This window comes from Bacteroides sp. NGMCC 1.200775 (assembly GCF_040798045.1).
Classification (GTDB): domain Bacteria; phylum Bacteroidota; class Bacteroidia; order Bacteroidales; family Bacteroidaceae; genus Bacteroides; species Bacteroides hominis.
This window is the reverse complement of sequence record NZ_JASCQK010000004.1, coordinates 246,040-263,477: the sequence shown is the minus strand read 5'-3', so window position 1 is coordinate 263,477 and position 17,438 is coordinate 246,040. Positions and strand designations below refer to the sequence as shown.

The window sequence follows — 17,438 nt, the reverse complement described above, 5'->3', positions numbered from 1 at the left end:
TTCTTTTTTATCAAAATAGTTTCAACCTTTTTTCTTGAGCTTCTTTCAATGAAACAGTTTCCCGCTTCATCAGACCACTCTTATCACGGAGTACCTGATATTCACCAGACAGCTCCTGCGCCAGTTCTTCTTTCAATTTCGGACTCATCAACCGGGCAGCGACACCGGCATTCTGTGAAGCATCTTTCAGATGAACCACCGGTGCATGATATACCGGAGCAATTTTCAGTGCAGTATGTAGTTTGGATGTGGTTGCTCCACCTATTAATAATGGAATATCCAGTCCGGCTTTCTCCAACTCCATAGCCACATGCACCATCTCCTCCAACGAAGGAGTAATCAATCCACTAAGGCCTATCATATCTACCTTTTCCTCTATGGCTTTTTGAACAATCGATTCAGCCGGCACCATCACTCCCAGGTCAATGATATCATAGCCGTTACAAGCCATCACAACCGAAACAATATTTTTACCGATATCATGCACATCTCCCTTCACTGTAGCCAACAGAACCTTTCCGGCAGAAGAGGTTCCTTCCACCTTTTCCGACTCTATGACCGGTTGTAAGATTGCAACGGCTTTCTTCATCGTACGGGCTGTTTTCACCACTTGCGGAAGGAACATTTTACCTTCACCGAACAACTCGCCTACATGATTCATTCCATCCATCAACGGTCCCTCAATCACATCTACCGCCTTATCATATTGGGGCAAGGCTTCTGCAAGATCTTCTTCCAGAAAATCTCCGATCCCCTTTACCAAAGCATATTGCAACCGTTCTTCTACCGTCCCGTCCCGCCACGCATCATGCTTCACCGGTTGTCCTGCTGAAGTATTACCTGCCGAAGCCTCCTTCAATTTATCAGCCAGTTCAATCAGTCGTTCGGCAGCATCAGGACGCCGGTTCAATACCACATCCTCTATTCTCTCAAGCACATCCGCCGGAATATCCGTATACAGCACAGAAGTACCAGGGTTTACAATCCCCATATCCATACCTTTCTGAATGGCATGGTAAAGGAATACGGCATGCATAGCTTCACGAATATAATTATTTCCACGGAATGAGAACGATAAGTTACTTACTCCTCCGCTGATATGTGCTCCGGGAAGATTCTTTTTAATCCAGGCAGTTGCTTCTATAAAGTCTACCGCATAATTATTATGTTCCTCAATACCTGTTGCTACAGCCAGCACGTTCGGATCGAAAATGATATCGTGCGGGTTAAACCCAATCTTATCTACAAGTAAACGATAAGCACGTTCACAAACTTCTATTTTACGGGCAGCCGTATCAGCCTGTCCTTTTTCGTCAAAGGCCATCACTACTACAGCCGCGCCATACTGACGAACTGTTTGAGCGTGTTCAAGGAATTTTTCCTCTCCTTCTTTCAACGAAATGGAATTCACAATTGATTTTCCCTGGAGACATTTCAAGCCGGCCTCGATAACCTCCCATTTTGAAGAGTCAATCATCACAGGGACACGAGCTATTTCAGGTTCCGAAGCCACCAGATTCAGGAAAGTTGTCATCTCTTCTTTCGCATCCAGCAGTCCGTCATCCATATTGACATCGATAATCAGCGCCCCGTCTTCCACCTGCTGCCGGGCTATAGACAATGCTTCATCGTATTTCTTTTCATTTATAAGACGGAGGAACTTACGGGAGCCCGCTACATTGCAACGTTCACCAACGTTGACAAAGTTAATTTCAGGCTTTACTTCCAGCAGTTCCAATCCCGAAAGCCACATACAATCCGGCCTACGAGCCGGAACATGCGGTTTGGCACCGGCAATCAACGCGGGATATTCGGCAATATAAGCATCGGTAGTACCACAGCATCCGCCAATGATATTAATCAAACCTTCATGGATATATTCTTTTACTTCATGTGCCATATCCGCCGGGGTCTGGTCATATTTTCCCAGACTGTTAGGCAAACCTGCATTCGGATATGCACTGATATAGTAAGGAGCACGTGCGGCCAGTTGCTCCAAAAACGGCTTCAATTGCTTTGCACCAAATGAACAGTTCAGACCGACAGAAAAAATATCGGCATGTTGTACCGAAGCCAGAAAAGCTTCCAGTGTCTGGCCGGAAAGGGTACGCCCCCCTGTATCAGAAACCGTCACCGACAACATAACCGGTACTTTAAGCCCGGTTGCCTGCATAGCACGCTCCGCTGCCAGAATAGCAGCTTTTGCATTCAGCGTATCAAAAATAGTTTCTATCAACAAAGCATCTACCCCACTTTCAAGCATCGCTTCCATTTGCTGTTGATAAGCATCGGCCATTTCATCATAAGTCACAGCACGATAGGCCGGATTATTCACATCCGGAGACATGGAACATGTTTTATTGGTAGGACCAACCGAACCGGCCACAAAACGAGGTTTATCGGGATTGAGTGCCGTATATTCATCGGCTACTTCTCGTGCCAGCTTCACGGCCGTCTGATTGATTTCACGCACATACTCCTGTACATGATAATCGGCCATAGAAATTGTGGTGGAACTAAATGTATTCGTCTCAATGATATCGGCACCGGCTTCCAGATATTTACGGTGTATATCCTGAACCACGTCAGGGCGTGTGAGAGAAAGTAAATCATTATTCCCTTTCAGTTGACCGGGAATATGCGCAAAGCGCTCACTGCGGAAATCCTCTTCTCTAAGATTATATTGCTGAATCATAGTACCCATAGCGCCATCCAATATAAGGATACGTTCGGGTACCAGCTGTTGAATAGTTCTTTTCATTGCTAAAGGTACAAACCTATCATCGTTTAAACATTCTGTCCATATCGCGGCGGTCGTCTTTTTCTTTCAAAGCCTCCCGCTTGTCATATTGCTTTTTACCTTTTGCCAAAGCCACAACTACTTTGGCCAGACCTCTTTCATTAATAAACAAACGAACCGGGACAATGGTAAATCCGGCGTCTTTCGTCCCTCGTTCCAACTTATTCAGCTCCTTTTTGCTCAATAACAATTTACGGTCACGTCGGGCCGCATGGTTATTATACGAACCATAAAAATATTCGGCAATGTGCATGTTCTTCACCCACAATTCACCTTTCGCAAAATAACAAAACGTATCTACAAGACTTGCTTTTCCCAAACGGATGGACTTAATCTCCGTTCCTGTCAGCACAATACCTGCTGTATAAGTATCGATCAACTCATAGTCGAAAGTAGCACGTTTATTCTTTATATTTATAGGAGCCAGTTTCATTTTATCTTCTTAATTTAATATAGCTGTTAGCTTGTTGAACACAACTTGTATTACCGCCGGACATAGTATTAACAAAATCGACGAGAAAATGGTGTAACGCAACCGATTCTTTTCTTCCACCAGCATCACGACTCTTGCTCCTTCCCATACCACATAAACGATATAAAACTGGAGCAACCAACCGATAATACTGAAATCCGGAAGCAATCCGGTCACTATATGCAACAAAAAGGTGACAACTAATGCATAGCCTGCAAACTGCTGTGCCAAAGGGATATCATTGGACATGCCAAACATTTTTATCCCCATCTGATTGATGGCATAAGCTGCCAGAAAATAGCCTCCGAACAAAGCTACCGCCACTGCACAACACTGCGTCATGGCCAATTGGAAACTTTGCGGTCCTCCCCATCCATTGGTCCACAAAGCACCAATGAATACGGATAAACCGCATAAACCAATCATAGGATAGACAAAAACAGTAAGAACTGCCCGTCTATCCTCTAAACGAATTTCCTCCCAGGCCTTGGCCGGAGAGGAAATCAATGACATTGCTATTTGAAATAATGCTTTGTAATTCAAATTATTTAGCGGTTTTATATTCTATTTCATATGCCTTCTCTGTAGTAGAAGAATCTTCTATTTTATTATTGTATTCATTCTGCTGTGCGACCACAATAATTTTGGCTGGTTTATCTTGTCCACTCTTCTGCTTATATTCTCTCAAAAATTCAGTGATATCATAAGCTTTAAAGCTGGAAGTACGTGTCGCACGTTCTACTATAGCAGTAGTTTCATCATTAACAGCATAACGCAAATGGAGTTTCAGTTCTGTAGCACCTGAAGTAATATCATCTGTATAGCAAACCAGAGTAAAAGAATGTTTAGCGAGTTCATTCTTAACATCTTCCGGAGTAGTTACATTTTTCACACGGTAAAGTACCGGCAATACAATTGTATTTTCACTAAACTGGAATGGGGCTACCGTTGAATATCCTGATGCAAAACTCAATGAACCAATTGGTGCATTAGTAGTCACATCTCCCGAACCACCGACAGCCGTAGTAGTAACTGCAGGAGCATCGATTCCAGTCGCATCTGCTAAAAGCGTAACCTTAATCTGTTTAGGATTTGTCGAGAGGTCCTGACCTTCATCAACCTGACAATAAATATAGGCCATTCTTGCACTCAAAGTAACAGGAACTGTGTTAGTGGGGATAAGTTCCGTACCGGCGGCATCTGTAAACGTAACATAACCTATTCTATCATTAACTTTCACCACACCAGCCCACTGCTGAGGACCGTTTTCTCCGGAATCCATACATGAAGTAAACATAGTACCCATCAACAGGGTTAAGGCCAACACCATTAATTTCAATTGTTTCATAAATCTATTTTTTAGAGTTTGCAAAGATATAAATTCTAATTCACAATAAGTAAATGCAGAGACTTAAAAAATACTGCATCCATCACTTAACTATTTTTGCAAACAACTCCAAATGATCGTCTACATAGCTTGCTACCAGTGCTGTAACCTCCTCCTCAATATCCAGATATTCTTCTTCAAGATCATCAAAGGCCTCATATTGCTCGTACATCGCCATAAATTCATCCTCCGTACGCTCTTTCTCCAGATCCTGGCGATGGGCATCGTATATCTTCTTAGCTTTATAAACCAACTTCGAGAAATCCTCGGCTCCCCACAAACGCATCACTTTCGCAAAAGGATTATCAAAGATATAACCTCCATACCCATTCTGAATCAATTGACAAAAACCACCAAACATGACTTCATCCCGAAAAATCTGATAGGCCAACAAAGAGTGCTGCTCTCCTGTCAATAGTGGCATTGTTTCGGCAGTAAGCTCCCCGCCAATCACTTCTTTATACTTATCTGTAAACACCTGGATAAATTCATCCATTCCCTCGCCCGCAGCTTTTTGCAAGGAGGCATCCGTAACTTCTATCATTTCCACTATATATAATAAGGTAAATTCTACATTTATAAATATCAGGAAACAAAAATACGGAAATATATGGTTCAGAAAGGCTTTTTGAAGAGTTTTTTAGAAACTGTCCTATTTTTAAAGCCCATAATTAAAAATTCCCCAATCGCTTTGGGATATATCCCTTGAGGTCTTCAATGGTTCTCTTACGGGATAATTCTTCATCTTAGCGGCTGAGATGAAGCTTTATTACTTTCTCAAATAAGGTTATTTTCAATGATGCAACGACATACCAAGATATACGCCTATACAGTAGGGTATCAACCAAATGCACCACACAACAATACTGAAACGATTGAAATGTTCTTTAGCCTTTTCACTCCCTTTTACATACGTCCAGATAGCCCACATAGCGTGAACAAACATCAACAAGATAGCGATAATGCCGGTCACAGTATGTATTTCATCATGCAGGTGTGTGAGTCGCGCAATATTCTCCATTAAAGCTGTTCCCACAGAATCGGCCAATAGCCCCAATAAGAAAAAGACCAGATGCCAAAATTTCAGTTTCTTCTGCAACCGCTCTCCCCACACTCCTATTGTGTAAAACACCAATGCAGAAGTTATCACACAAATGGCTGCTATTAAATAATGTATATCTACTTCATTCAAATTCATAACCGATCAATTTTTCTCAAAAGAAACAAAGAATCAGAGTAATAGTTCAACAAAATAAAGATTATCTAAAATGTCATCTCCACATTACAATCTAACGAAACTGAAATTTCTATTTTTCCCTTTTCATAAAAAAGTAATAAAACCCGATTTGCAAAAACAAATAAAACGACTACCTTTGTGAGCGATTTGAGAATCGTGACTACGTATTTTTAATTATATCACTTAAAAAAAGAGCTAATTATGACTTATTCACACGAAGTGGAACACATGTGTGTTGTAAAGAAGGGTCCTAACCATGGACCGGCTCCCATACCCGAAGAAGGAAAATGGGTAAAATCAAAAGAAATTGTTGATATTTCAGGTCTGACACACGGTGTGGGTTGGTGTGCTCCTCAGCAGGGTGCATGTAAGCTGACTCTGAACGTAAAAGAAGGTATCATCCAGGAAGCTCTGGTTGAAACTATCGGCTGTTCAGGTATGACTCACTCAGCTGCTATGGCTGCTGAAATCCTCCCGGGAAAAACTATCCTCGAAGCATTGAACACAGACTTAGTTTGTGATGCCATCAACACTGCTATGCGCGAACTCTTCCTGCAGATCGTTTACGGACGTACTCAGTCAGCTTTCTCAGAAGGTGGTCTGATCATCGGTGCAGGTCTGGAAGACTTGGGTAAAGGTCTGCGTAGCCAGGTAGGTACATTGTACGGTACTTTGGCTAAAGGTCCTCGTTACCTTGAAATGGCTGAAGGTTACATCAAGACAATTGCTCTTGACAAAAACGATGAAATCTGCGGATACGAATTCGTCCACATGGGTAAATTCATGGACGAAATCAAGAAGGGTACTGATGCGAATGAAGCATTGAAGAAAGTTACCGGTACTTACGGACGCTTCACTGCAGAACAGGGAGCTGTTAAACACATTGATCCACGTCACGAATAATATAAGGAGGAAAAGAAATTATGATTAGAGAAGTAAAATTTGAAAGTCAGGACCGCCGTATCAAAGGCATCATCGAAGCCTTGAACGCTAACGGTATCAAAGACATCGAAGAAGCTAACGCTATCTGCGAAGCTGCTGGAGTTGATCCTTATAAAACGTGTGAAGAAACTCAACCGATCTGTTTTGAAAATGCTAAGTGGGCTTACGTAGTAGGTGCTGCTATCGCTATCAAGAAAGGTTGCAAAAATGCAGCTGACGCTGCCGAAGCTATCGGCATCGGTCTGCAGGCATTCTGTATCCCGGGTTCTGTAGCCGACGACCGTAAGGTTGGTATCGGTCATGGTAACCTGGCTGCTATGTTGTTGCGTGAAGAAACTAAATGTTTCGCTTTCCTGGCAGGTCACGAATCTTTCGCTGCTGCCGAAGGTGCTATCAAAATCGCTGCAAAAGCAGACAAAGTACGTAAAGAACCTCTGCGTTGTATCTTGAACGGTCTTGGAAAAGACGCTGCTCAGATCATCTCTCGTATCAACGGCTTTACTTATGTTCAGACACAGTTTGACTATTTCACAGGCGAACTGAAAGTAGTACGTGAAATTGCTTACTCTGACGGTCCTCGTGCAAAAGTAAAATGCTATGGTGCAGATGATGTACGTGAAGGTGTAGCCATCATGTGGAAAGAAGGCGTGGACGTATCTATCACAGGTAACTCTACTAACCCGACTCGTTTCCAGCACCCGGTTGCAGGTACTTACAAGAAAGAACGTGTATTGGCCGGTAAGCCATACTTCTCAGTAGCTTCAGGTGGTGGTACAGGTCGTACTCTTCATCCGGACAACATGGCTGCTGGTCCTGCTTCTTATGGTATGACAGACACAATGGGTCGTATGCACTCAGACGCTCAGTTCGCCGGTTCATCCTCAGTTCCTGCTCACGTAGAAATGATGGGATTCTTAGGAATTGGTAACAACCCGATGGTAGGTTGTACAGTAGCTTGTGCAGTTGACGTAGCTCAGGCTTTGGCAAAGTAATTTAAGCCATTCTATATTGACAAACTCCTGCAGTCATATGATTGCAGGAGTTTTTTATTGTATAAATCAGAATAGATTATTTCTTCCTTTTTAAACAAAAACCACCTCTCCTTTTCTCTATCATTTCCCTAATTCTATTTTCAGTATTATAACTTATCCTAATCTCACTACGAAAATCAATGCATTTAGATTACAAAATATAGAATAAGTCTTTCTTTTCTGTATATTTGCGCCCGGTATTTTAGATGCAATTCCGAAAAGTCGTAAGTTTTCGGAGTCATTTTATACTTCCCCCACTTAAGAACTTACTTATTTAGACAAAGTTAATGAAACAAATCAATGCAGTAATTACAGGAGTTGGAGGATATGTACCCGATTACATCCTGACTAATGATGAGATATCCAGAATTGTAGATACCACCGATGAATGGATCATGGGGCGTATTGGCATCAAGGAAAGACGTATTCTGAATGAAGAAGGTCTTGGCACTTCATACATGGCACGTAAGGCTGTGAAGCAATTGATGCAACGTACAAAAAGCCATCCGGATGACATCGATCTGGTAATTGTCGCTACAACCACTCCCGATTATCGGCTTCCTTCAACAGCTTCCATTCTGTGTGAAAGAGTGGGATTGAAAAATGCATTCGCCTTTGATATGCAGGCAGTATGCAGTGGTTTCTTATATGCTCTGGAGACCGGAGCCAACTTTATCCGTTCGGGAAGATACAAAAAGGTTATCATAGTTGGTGCCGATAAGATGTCATCGGTGATAGATTACACCGATCGCGCCACTTGTCCTATTTTTGGTGATGGTGCAGCAGCTTTCTTACTGGAACCTACTACGGATCATTTAGGCATTATAGATTCTGTTTTAAGAACAGACGGCAAAGGACTCCCTTTTTTACATATGAAAGCCGGCGGCTCCGTATGTTCTCCTTCTTATTTTACGATAGACAATCACATGCACTATCTCTATCAGGAAGGCCGTACAGTATTCAAATATGCTGTAGCCAATATGTCAGATGCTTGTGAATCGATTATCGAAAGAAATCAGCTAACGAAAGACCAAATCGACTGGGTTATTCCCCACCAAGCCAATCAGCGCATTATCAATGCTGTCGCCCAACGCCTGGATATGCCATTAGAAAAAGTCATGATCAATATCGAACGCTATGGCAACACCAGTGCCGGCACACTTCCATTATGTATATGGGATTTCGAAGATAAGCTCAAAAAAGGTGATAATTTGATCTTTACCGCTTTCGGAGCCGGATTTGCCTGGGGAGCCGTCTACGTGAAATGGGGATATGACGGAAAGATAAATAACGCCACCAGCACACAAGCTTAGCCACAGAAAGTCATAATCACGCCACCGTCAACATCAGATAGCTTTTTAAAGCAAAATAGCCCAAAGTACTTTTTTGCAAATACAAAGGAACCTTATGCCGTTTTTTTTGTTATTTGCTGATAATTAAATGCATTAAGATGATGGAAAATGGCGTAATGATGCAGTATTTTGAATGGAATCTGCCAAACGATGGAAAGTTGTGGAAACAATTAAAAGAAGACGCATCACATCTACATAAAATCGGTGTGACAGCAGTTTGGATTCCGCCTGCTTATAAAGCCGACGAGCAGCAAGATGAAGGTTATGCAACCTATGACTTGTATGATCTTGGCGAGTTCGAACAAAAAGGAACCGTAAGAACGAAGTATGGCACAAAAGATGAATTGAAAGAAGCGATCGACGAGTTACATAAAAACCACATTTCAGTATATCTGGATGTAGTACTCAACCATAAAGCCGGAGGTGATTTCACTGAAAAATTTATGGTTGTGGAAGTCGATCCCCATGACAGAACCCAAGGATTGGGAAAGCCGTTCGAGATACAAAGCTGGACCGGATATAGTTTCCATGGACGCAAGGATAAATATTCTGATTTCAAATGGCATTGGTATCACTTCTCCGGAACCGGTTTTGACGATGCCAAAAAGCGGAGCGGCATCTTCCAGATACAAGGAGAAGGTAAAGCATGGAGCGAGGGTGTAGATAGCGAAAATGGAAACTATGATTTCCTGTTATGTAACGATATCGACCTGGATCATCCGGAAGTAATTGCCGAACTGAATCGCTGGGGAAAATGGGTTTCCAAAGAACTGAACCTTGACGGAATGCGTTTGGATGCCATCAAGCACATGAAGGATAAGTTCATCGCACAATTTCTGGATGCGGTAAGGAGTGAAAGAGGAAACAACTTTTACGCTGTAGGTGAATACTGGAACGGAGATCTGAAAACACTCGATGCATACATAGAATCTGTGGGTCATAAAGTCAACTTATTTGATGTTCCGTTACATTACAATATGTTTCAGGCTTCACAAGAAAACAAAAATTATGATTTGCAGAATATCTTGAAGGGCACATTGGTCGAACATCATTGCGATTTAGCAGTCACCTTTGTCGACAATCACGATTCACAATTGGGCAGTTCGTTAGAATCACAAATAGAGGACTGGTTCAAGCCACTGGCCTATGGTTTGATATTATTGATGAAAAACGGTTATCCCTGCCTGTTCTATGGAGACTATTATGGTGTAAAAGGCGAAAAGTCTCCCCATGCCCCGATCATTGATATTTTACTGAATGCAAGGCGAAAATATGCCTACGGTGATCAAATCGAATATTTCGACCATCCTTCTACCATTGGTTTCATCCGTACGGGAGATAAAGAACACACCGGCTCCGGCCTGGTCTTTTTAATGTCAAATGATGAAGCCGGTAGCAAAATGATGAATCCGGGTGAGGAACATGAAGGTGAAGTATGGCATGAAATCACCGGAAGCATTCCCGAAGAGGTCACTTTAGATGAGAAAGGAAACGGAAAATTCTCTGTTAATGCCCGTAATATTGCCGTTTGGATAAAGAAAAGTTAAAATGGAAATTCATTCGGAGAGAAAGAAAAAGCTTAGCTTACCCCTACTGTTCAAAATAATAAAAGATACAGTTTGGGGATTTATAGACGACAGCGTTATGAGGCTGAGCGCTTCATTGGCTTATGCGACATTGTTTTCAATTATCCCTTTTCTTTCTCTCCTGATCACTGTCGGAGTCTTTTTCCATATGGATTTGGCCAACCAGCTTTATGTACAGTTACAACCCATTGTAGGACCGGAAATCACCGAAGCACTTCGCTCCATTATAGAAAATGCAGAAAATACAGATTCTTCCAGATCTGCTGCCATTGTCAGCTTAGGCATTTCTATTTTCGGTGCTACCACCATCTTTGCAGAGATACAAAGTTCATTGAACACAATTTGGGGAATAAAAGCTGTTCCTAAAAAAAGCTGGCTCAAGTTTATCAAAAACAGAATACTCTCTTTTTCCATAATACTTGTATTTGCTTTCATCCTTCTGATTACATTTACCATCACCAGCATCATCGGAGAATTGAGTAAAAAGTTTATGGTTAATTATCCCGAAATAGCCGGGTCATTGGTTCAGGTAGTAGGAATCATTATAAATATAGGTGTAACGGCCATCATTTTCACATTGATTTTCAAAATATTGCCCGATGCCAAAATAAAAAGCAGAGATGTTTTTATTGGAGCGATTGTGACCACATTACTGCTACTGGTAGGTCAATGGGGAATCTCATTTTATATAGGGATTGCAAACGTAGGAACCGTTTACGGAGCAGCAGCATTCATGGTCGTTTTCGTTACGTGGATTTATTATTCTTCCATCATCATATATACAGGCGCAGAGTTCACCAAAGCATGGGCAAACGAAATGGGTGGTAAGATTTTCCCCGATGAATATGCGGTAGCCACCAAAACCATAGAAATACACGAAAACAAACCAATCGGATTGGATGATTGAGAACAGGGATTACTTCTCCTGCAATGACTTACTCTCAGCCTCACGACATGTTTTCGTATACTGTTTCAGATGCTTTCTCATCTGCCCGAAGCGGACAAAGCCTAAAAAGAATAAAATGATCCCGGCCATAATACACACCCACGCCAGCCCATGCAGACGTGAGATACTTTCAACTTGAAAGATCCCTATTCCTACAGTCAGGAGATAAAGTGCCATGCGGATATATGCAAACAAAGTTCTTTCATTGGCCAACTTTGTTCTTTCAAGTGCCAAATGATCACGGAGTATCAACTCTTTATCATTCTCAAAGTTATCGGTAAATGTCAACATAGATATTGAGGAAATTGTGTTCTATACGTTTCTTTAAAAACAAAGATAGAAAAGAATAGTTCCCCAAAACAGAATCTCAATTAACAAAACACCACTGATAGCCTCTCCAATTCCAACCAATCTACTGCATATTAAAAATCATTTTCTGTTATATTTTTCATAACTGATTAATTAGATTTATGTAAATAGAAAAATCTCTTCATAAATAGAAGATATAACATACCCAACAGTAAGATAATCCCTAATAAATAATAATATCCATGCTCTCGTAATACCAGATATCCTACCACAACCATGGCTTGCACGAACATATAAGTCAATGATACAGTTACATGAGAAATCTTCAATTCATTGGCCATAATCTGATACAAATGTTTCCGGTGAGGCAAACCAATATTTTCATGTAGCAACAACCGGTGTACGATCGTCAACACACTATCCACTCCGTACACAACAAGCAATACAAGCCAGCTGAAATCTTTCGTTTGAAGAATCAAACTCCCAATCAGGAACAGGACCACAAAAGCTATACTGACCGAACCCACATCACCGGCAAAGCATTTCGCTCTCTTACGGAAATTAAAGAAGTCAAACACCAACACAGAACAAATCATCGTATAAATAAAACTCTGTTCTGTGAAGGAGATCACTTCCGCATTCACATATGCCAAAGAAATCAGGATAACCAATGAATATCCGCCGGTAATGCCGTTAATGCCATCCATAAAGTTATAGGCATTGATAATCCCCGTACAGACGATCAGAGCGACAAGCAACGTCCACCAAGGCAAGCTGAACAATCCCCATTGATAGAACATCAGGGCCATTGCCATAAAATGGAAGACCAAACGCAAACCCTGCGAAGTAGAACGGATATCATCTACAAAACTGATAAAAGTGATCAAGGTCAAAGCCAATATAAACCAAGGATATTCAAACTGATTCGTCAGGAAAAAAGTCAATGCACCCAAATAGAAGATGATTCCTCCACCTCTCAGAGTAATCCGGGTGTGCGAACTCCGCTCGTTTGGCCTGTCAATAATATTACATTTATCAGCAATACGGAAATAAAAAAGTTCTGCCAGGAATAGCAGAACTAAGATTAGCAGATAATACATAAGTTATTTAGTTTCTTCAAATGAACGAATGGTCTTCATTAATCCTTCTTTAGCAGTAACAGGTAATTTATCGATACCTAAAGCTGCTTTGATCTTAGCATTACTTACCACATAATTCTCCGTCAGTTTACGAAGCCTTTCGGTATTCAAAGGCAAGTGGAGTAAAGTGCCCAATCCGGCACAAGCTTCCATAAAACGCTTATTCATCTTCCAGATACGAGGTTGTTTTTCCATTGCCTCGCACATGATGGCAATCAATTCATTTGTTGACAAAGCTTCATCATCCCCCATGTGATAAATGCCCGTAGGTACATCCTGATTCAAAAGCCCTTCAATCACATAACAAAGGTTATCGATTGAAGTAAACGAACGACGATTATCAAAATCGCCAAGAGGCCAAGGGATTCCTTTTTTCACTACATTATATAATAAATTCAGATTCCCTTTATTTCCCGGTCCGTGAATCATGCAGGGACGAAGAATATACACCTGTTTCTCCGTTGTTGAGTATTCTAAATGCTCCTTTATATATTCTTCAGCCTTGATCTTACTCTCTCCATAAGGCCCAACAGGAGCCGGAATAACATCCTCAGTAAGCATATCTCCCACTACACTATCAGCCGCAGCTTTTACTGAACTAAAAAATATGAATTTCTTCGCAGAAGACTCCAAAAAGAAATCAAATATCTTTTGAGTCAGACCGGTATTAATATCAAAATAAGACTGAGCAGCTGATTGGTTTTTCGTATCATGAGCCTTTCCGGCAAGATGAATGATTGCATCAAACTGGGGAAGAGTTTGAAAAGGAAAAGATGTGGGTTCGATATCTCGCCAAGAAAATGTTTGGATCACTCCATCTCTACAAGGAAAGATAATATCAAGTCCATATAATGTATGTTTATCTCTCAAGGCCCTGATAAAATTAGAACCTATAAATCCATGGATTCCTGTAATCAGTATATTCATTCTTTTATCAATAACAGTTCAAAAACCTTCACAGCATATTTTAAATATAAAAGTGGCAAACAAGTCCAAATTCCATTCTCCCTACATGCCCTGACAATCTCCTTATTCAGTAAAATATTACTTTTTACAGATGCTGTACTGGTGCCTCCCGTACGCATTTTCATAAAATCAAATGGTAAATATTTACTTTTCAACTGACGTACATACAAGAAGCGGATAAGAAGCTCATAATCAGCAGCTATCTTATAATCTGTTTTATAATAGCCAAACTCCTCAAAATACTTTCGATAAGTAAAGAAAGTCGGATGTGCAGGCATAAAACCATACCGAAACAAATGCGGAGTAAAGTTCTTAGAAGAATAATAACGTACTGTTTTATCCAATTTCTTAGGATTCACAAAACGTACATCCCCATAAACAGCCTGTGTATCTGTATTATTAAAAGCCTCTGCAACCTTATTTATAACATCGTTCCTATGGTAAAAATCATCTGAATTAATTATACCCACAATATCTCCGGTAGCCATGTGGATACCTTTATTCATAGCGTCATAAAGTCCATTATCCTTTTCACTGATCCATTTTAGCCGACCTTGAAATAGAGGCTCATACTTTTTTATAATTTCAATAGTATTATCTTGAGATGAACCATCTACTATTATATACTCAATGTTAGTAAAATGCTGTGAAATAACAGACTGAATAGTATCACAAAGAGTCCTGTCACTATTGAAAGTAACAGTTATAAGAGAAATTTTCATTAACTACAAAAGCTCTTGATAAAGAGCAGCATATTCTTTATATTTATCTTCTTTTCTAAAATTTTCCAAGATATATGAACGGCAATTATTTCCATAATACTGTTTTCCCACCAATTTTAACTGCTGTATAGCTTTTAAAGTTCTATCAATATTATGAGGGGCAATTACAAATCCCGTTTTTTCTGTTACTATTTCAGGACAGGCTGTCGAATCATAAACCAATGCAGGTGTTCCGCAAGCCATACTTTCAGCCGTAGTCAACCCAAAGGTCTCTTCCATTGAAAAGTTCACAAATAAATCAGCAGATGAGTACAGTTCTACCAACTCGTTTATATTTTCTGTTTTCTTAAGTCCAATTATATTAGAAGGTAATTTAGAAATTTGTTTCTGATCTAAGCCTACCAGTATTATTCTATCATCAGATGAAAGATATTTTGCAAGCTTAATAAAATCAGATAAACCTTTACGGGCATTCCAAACTGTTGCTACTCCCAATATCAGGAATTTATTTTCTATATTATATTTTAATTTTGCTCCAACACCTACAGGACGAAATACATCCGTATCAACTCCATTATAAATAACTCTTACAGGATATTTAGCAAGGAAAGAATGCTCTACTTCATTTGCCAACCACCGCGAAACAGCGACAATAGTTAAATTTTTGAGAGAAGTAAAACTTTGTTTTTTGAGCTGATAGTTTTTTCTAGAGTGGTCATAAAATAATGAAGCAGGATAGTCTTGAAGATTAGGGCAATCATAACATCCTTGTTTCCATTTATTACAGTCAACATTAGAATAATAAGCACAATGTCCAGTATATGCCCAACAGTCGTGTAATGTCCAAACAACAGGAATATCAGATTTTGATAAAAAATCAAACAATAGTGGATAATTTAAATAATAACCATGAATATTATGCAAGTGTATCAAATTTGGCTTTATCTCCTTTATTTTTAATATCAACCGTTTAGTTGCGCATTTAGATCCTAATCCATGCATATCAAACAATTTAGATATTAAATAATGAGAATAAATTGCACACCTATTTCCAATCTTATACAAGTATGTTTTACTTAGATTTCCCCAACGCCCATACGCTGTATAGCAAGTCCATTTATCGTCTATAACAATCTCCGCAATTCCTTCAGCAATACGTCCAGTAGAACCGGAATTAGCAACAACATTAATTTGAAAAAGAATCGGCATTATTAAAGCTCTATATTCAAAATTATTTCTTTTTCCATTTTATATTAGAGTCCTCAAAACAAGCTTAATTTCATCCGAAGTTTTCTACATATAAAAAAAAATATTCGAAATAGCAAGTTAGATAGTCTTTTATAGAATGGAAGTTTTATGTGGTTAGCAATTAATTGAGAAATAGACGATGTAGTATTTAATTGAGAAAAAAAGCATGCGCGATTCTCAGGAAATTTGCTATCATCTGTAATTGACGGATTACTAAATAAAGCCAAATCAAACGTTTGCTCAATAGCACTAAAAGATAATGTTTCCAAATAAGATCTGCCAAAGTCTGAATTTACTAAAATCAGACTAACACCTTTATCATCATCGTACTCCATATTTATTTTTTCAATATTCCAAAAATCTGCGATAGTAATATCCGAATCACTTTTTAAAGACCTATTAGGGCAATAAGCACAGCTTGGCCTTAAATATAAATTTTTCAAGAACCCTTTAATAAAAATATTCTCTTCAAGAGTTTCATGTAGTGAAACGGACTCCTTTAAAATCACCAAACTAAATCTTTTCCACCCATTTGTTTTATCTCTAAAAGATATATGTGTTATAGAATCTTCTTTATTTGAAGAAATCACCCTCTTTTTTTTACCTATCACTTTCAATCGGTTCGTTTCTTCCAAGTACATTTGCCATACTTTAGGACTGGGTACCCCATGGCATACCAAATCAACGGCTAATAATTTTTTATATTCTTTCCTCAAGTACTTTTTTAGACCAGCTATTTGACAAGGAGTTCCAGTGAATAATACCATCCTTCCACTCTTTAAAAACTGTTCGGCTTTTCTATATGCATTCCCAATAATACTTTGTACATATTTAGATCCTCTAAATGCAGCCACTCCTTCAATATTGTCCGTATAATCGTGTACCACCATCCATTCATCATCAAACTTAGCTCCAAAAACAACTCCTCCACGCTTTATTACACTTTCAGCCAATAATGTAAAGATTCCCCCTGATGAACTTTTTAATCTAACCTCTTCATCCATATTTTTTGCTGCATATACTTTCAAAGGAGTACGAGACTTATTTTGATGAATGACTGGGCATACTTTTTCACATAACCCACAATTCACACAAACACTTTTATCAACTTGAGGATACAAAAAGCCTTCAGTATCTTCAACCATACACATACAACCTTTAGGGCATATTTGTACACAAGCTCCACATCCGCAACAATCCTGCTTTTGAATTATATCAATCATAAAACCTTACTCTCTAAATCACGATTATTACTTCCTCAAATTACAATAAAATAAAACCAGAAAATTATTATTAAATAA

At 39.6% G+C, this 17,438-nt stretch carries 17 protein-coding genes; 5 read left to right on the top strand and 12 right to left on the bottom strand.

Annotated features, from left to right (window positions below; all coding sequences use genetic code 11):
• Positions 1 to 10: 10 nt before the first annotated feature.
• From metH to QK890_RS12805, 6 genes are all read right to left on the bottom strand, one after another.
• Complete coding sequence (metH, locus tag QK890_RS12830; RefSeq protein WP_367627373.1) at positions 11 to 2,761, bottom strand: methionine synthase; 2,751 nt, start codon at positions 2,759 to 2,761, stop codon at positions 11 to 13.
• A gap of 19 nt (positions 2,762 to 2,780) precedes the next feature.
• Positions 2,781 to 3,233: an SsrA-binding protein gene (smpB, locus tag QK890_RS12825; RefSeq protein WP_005780358.1), complete on the bottom strand. Its 453-nt coding sequence runs from the start codon at positions 3,231 to 3,233 to the stop codon at positions 2,781 to 2,783.
• A gap of 9 nt (positions 3,234 to 3,242) precedes the next feature.
• On the bottom strand, positions 3,243 to 3,785 hold the full coding sequence (locus tag QK890_RS12820) for a Yip1 family protein (RefSeq protein ID WP_005780359.1): 543 nt from the start codon (positions 3,783 to 3,785) through the stop codon (positions 3,243 to 3,245).
• 31 nt (positions 3,786 to 3,816) lie between these two features.
• Positions 3,817 to 4,620 (bottom strand): hypothetical protein, encoded by an 804-nt coding sequence (locus tag QK890_RS12815; protein WP_367627372.1) that lies wholly within the window; start codon positions 4,618 to 4,620, stop codon positions 3,817 to 3,819.
• An 82-nt stretch (positions 4,621 to 4,702) separates the two neighbouring features.
• Positions 4,703 to 5,203, bottom strand: a complete 501-nt coding sequence (locus QK890_RS12810) for a DMP19 family protein (protein WP_005780361.1) — start codon at positions 5,201 to 5,203, stop codon at positions 4,703 to 4,705.
• A gap of 249 nt (positions 5,204 to 5,452) precedes the next feature.
• A complete protein-coding gene (locus QK890_RS12805; RefSeq protein ID WP_005780362.1) occupies positions 5,453 to 5,857 on the bottom strand; it encodes an HsmA family protein in 405 nt (134 codons plus the stop codon).
• A gap of 240 nt (positions 5,858 to 6,097) precedes the next feature.
• On the opposite strand from QK890_RS12805, the gene QK890_RS12800 reads away from it, so the two are divergent.
• From QK890_RS12800 to QK890_RS12780, 5 genes are all read left to right on the top strand, one after another.
• Positions 6,098 to 6,799, top strand: coding sequence for an iron-sulfur cluster assembly scaffold protein (locus QK890_RS12800; protein ID WP_005780363.1), 702 nt, complete (start codon positions 6,098 to 6,100; stop codon positions 6,797 to 6,799).
• 20 nt (positions 6,800 to 6,819) lie between these two features.
• Positions 6,820 to 7,830: a GGGtGRT protein gene (locus QK890_RS12795; protein WP_005780364.1), complete on the top strand. Its 1,011-nt coding sequence runs from the start codon at positions 6,820 to 6,822 to the stop codon at positions 7,828 to 7,830.
• A 326-nt stretch (positions 7,831 to 8,156) separates the two neighbouring features.
• Positions 8,157 to 9,182 (top strand): beta-ketoacyl-ACP synthase III, encoded by a 1,026-nt coding sequence (locus tag QK890_RS12790; protein WP_032540756.1) that lies wholly within the window; start codon positions 8,157 to 8,159, stop codon positions 9,180 to 9,182.
• Between the two features lie 140 nt (positions 9,183 to 9,322).
• Positions 9,323 to 10,768 carry an alpha-amylase gene (locus QK890_RS12785; RefSeq protein ID WP_367627409.1) on the top strand — a complete coding sequence of 482 codons (1,446 nt, stop codon included), beginning with the start codon at positions 9,323 to 9,325 and terminating at the stop codon, positions 10,766 to 10,768.
• 1 nt (position 10,769) lies between these two features.
• A complete protein-coding gene (locus QK890_RS12780; protein ID WP_122296204.1) occupies positions 10,770 to 11,714 on the top strand; it encodes a YihY/virulence factor BrkB family protein in 945 nt (314 codons plus the stop codon).
• Positions 11,715 to 11,723: 9 nt separating this feature from the next.
• Here QK890_RS12780 and QK890_RS12775 read toward each other — a convergent pair whose 3' ends face one another.
• From QK890_RS12775 to QK890_RS12750, 6 genes are all read right to left on the bottom strand, one after another.
• On the bottom strand, positions 11,724 to 12,044 hold the full coding sequence (locus QK890_RS12775) for a DUF202 domain-containing protein (protein ID WP_005780368.1): 321 nt from the start codon (positions 12,042 to 12,044) through the stop codon (positions 11,724 to 11,726).
• Positions 12,045 to 12,211: 167 nt separating this feature from the next.
• On the bottom strand, positions 12,212 to 13,162 hold the full coding sequence (locus QK890_RS12770) for a glycosyltransferase family 4 protein (protein ID WP_250726132.1): 951 nt from the start codon (positions 13,160 to 13,162) through the stop codon (positions 12,212 to 12,214).
• Positions 13,163 to 13,165: 3 nt separating this feature from the next.
• On the bottom strand, positions 13,166 to 14,128 hold the full coding sequence (locus tag QK890_RS12765) for an NAD-dependent epimerase/dehydratase family protein (RefSeq protein ID WP_250718384.1): 963 nt from the start codon (positions 14,126 to 14,128) through the stop codon (positions 13,166 to 13,168).
• Entirely contained in the window at positions 14,125 to 14,889 is a 765-nt protein-coding gene (locus tag QK890_RS12760; RefSeq protein ID WP_250718385.1) for a glycosyltransferase family 2 protein, read from the bottom strand. The genes QK890_RS12765 and QK890_RS12760 overlap by 4 nt, the downstream gene beginning before the upstream one ends.
• Positions 14,890 to 14,892: 3 nt before the next feature.
• Positions 14,893 to 16,098 (bottom strand): glycosyltransferase, encoded by a 1,206-nt coding sequence (locus QK890_RS12755; RefSeq protein WP_250718386.1) that lies wholly within the window; start codon positions 16,096 to 16,098, stop codon positions 14,893 to 14,895.
• A gap of 53 nt (positions 16,099 to 16,151) precedes the next feature.
• Positions 16,152 to 17,360: a Coenzyme F420 hydrogenase/dehydrogenase, beta subunit C-terminal domain gene (locus QK890_RS12750; RefSeq protein ID WP_350354939.1), complete on the bottom strand. Its 1,209-nt coding sequence runs from the start codon at positions 17,358 to 17,360 to the stop codon at positions 16,152 to 16,154.
• Positions 17,361 to 17,438 lie beyond the last annotated feature (78 nt).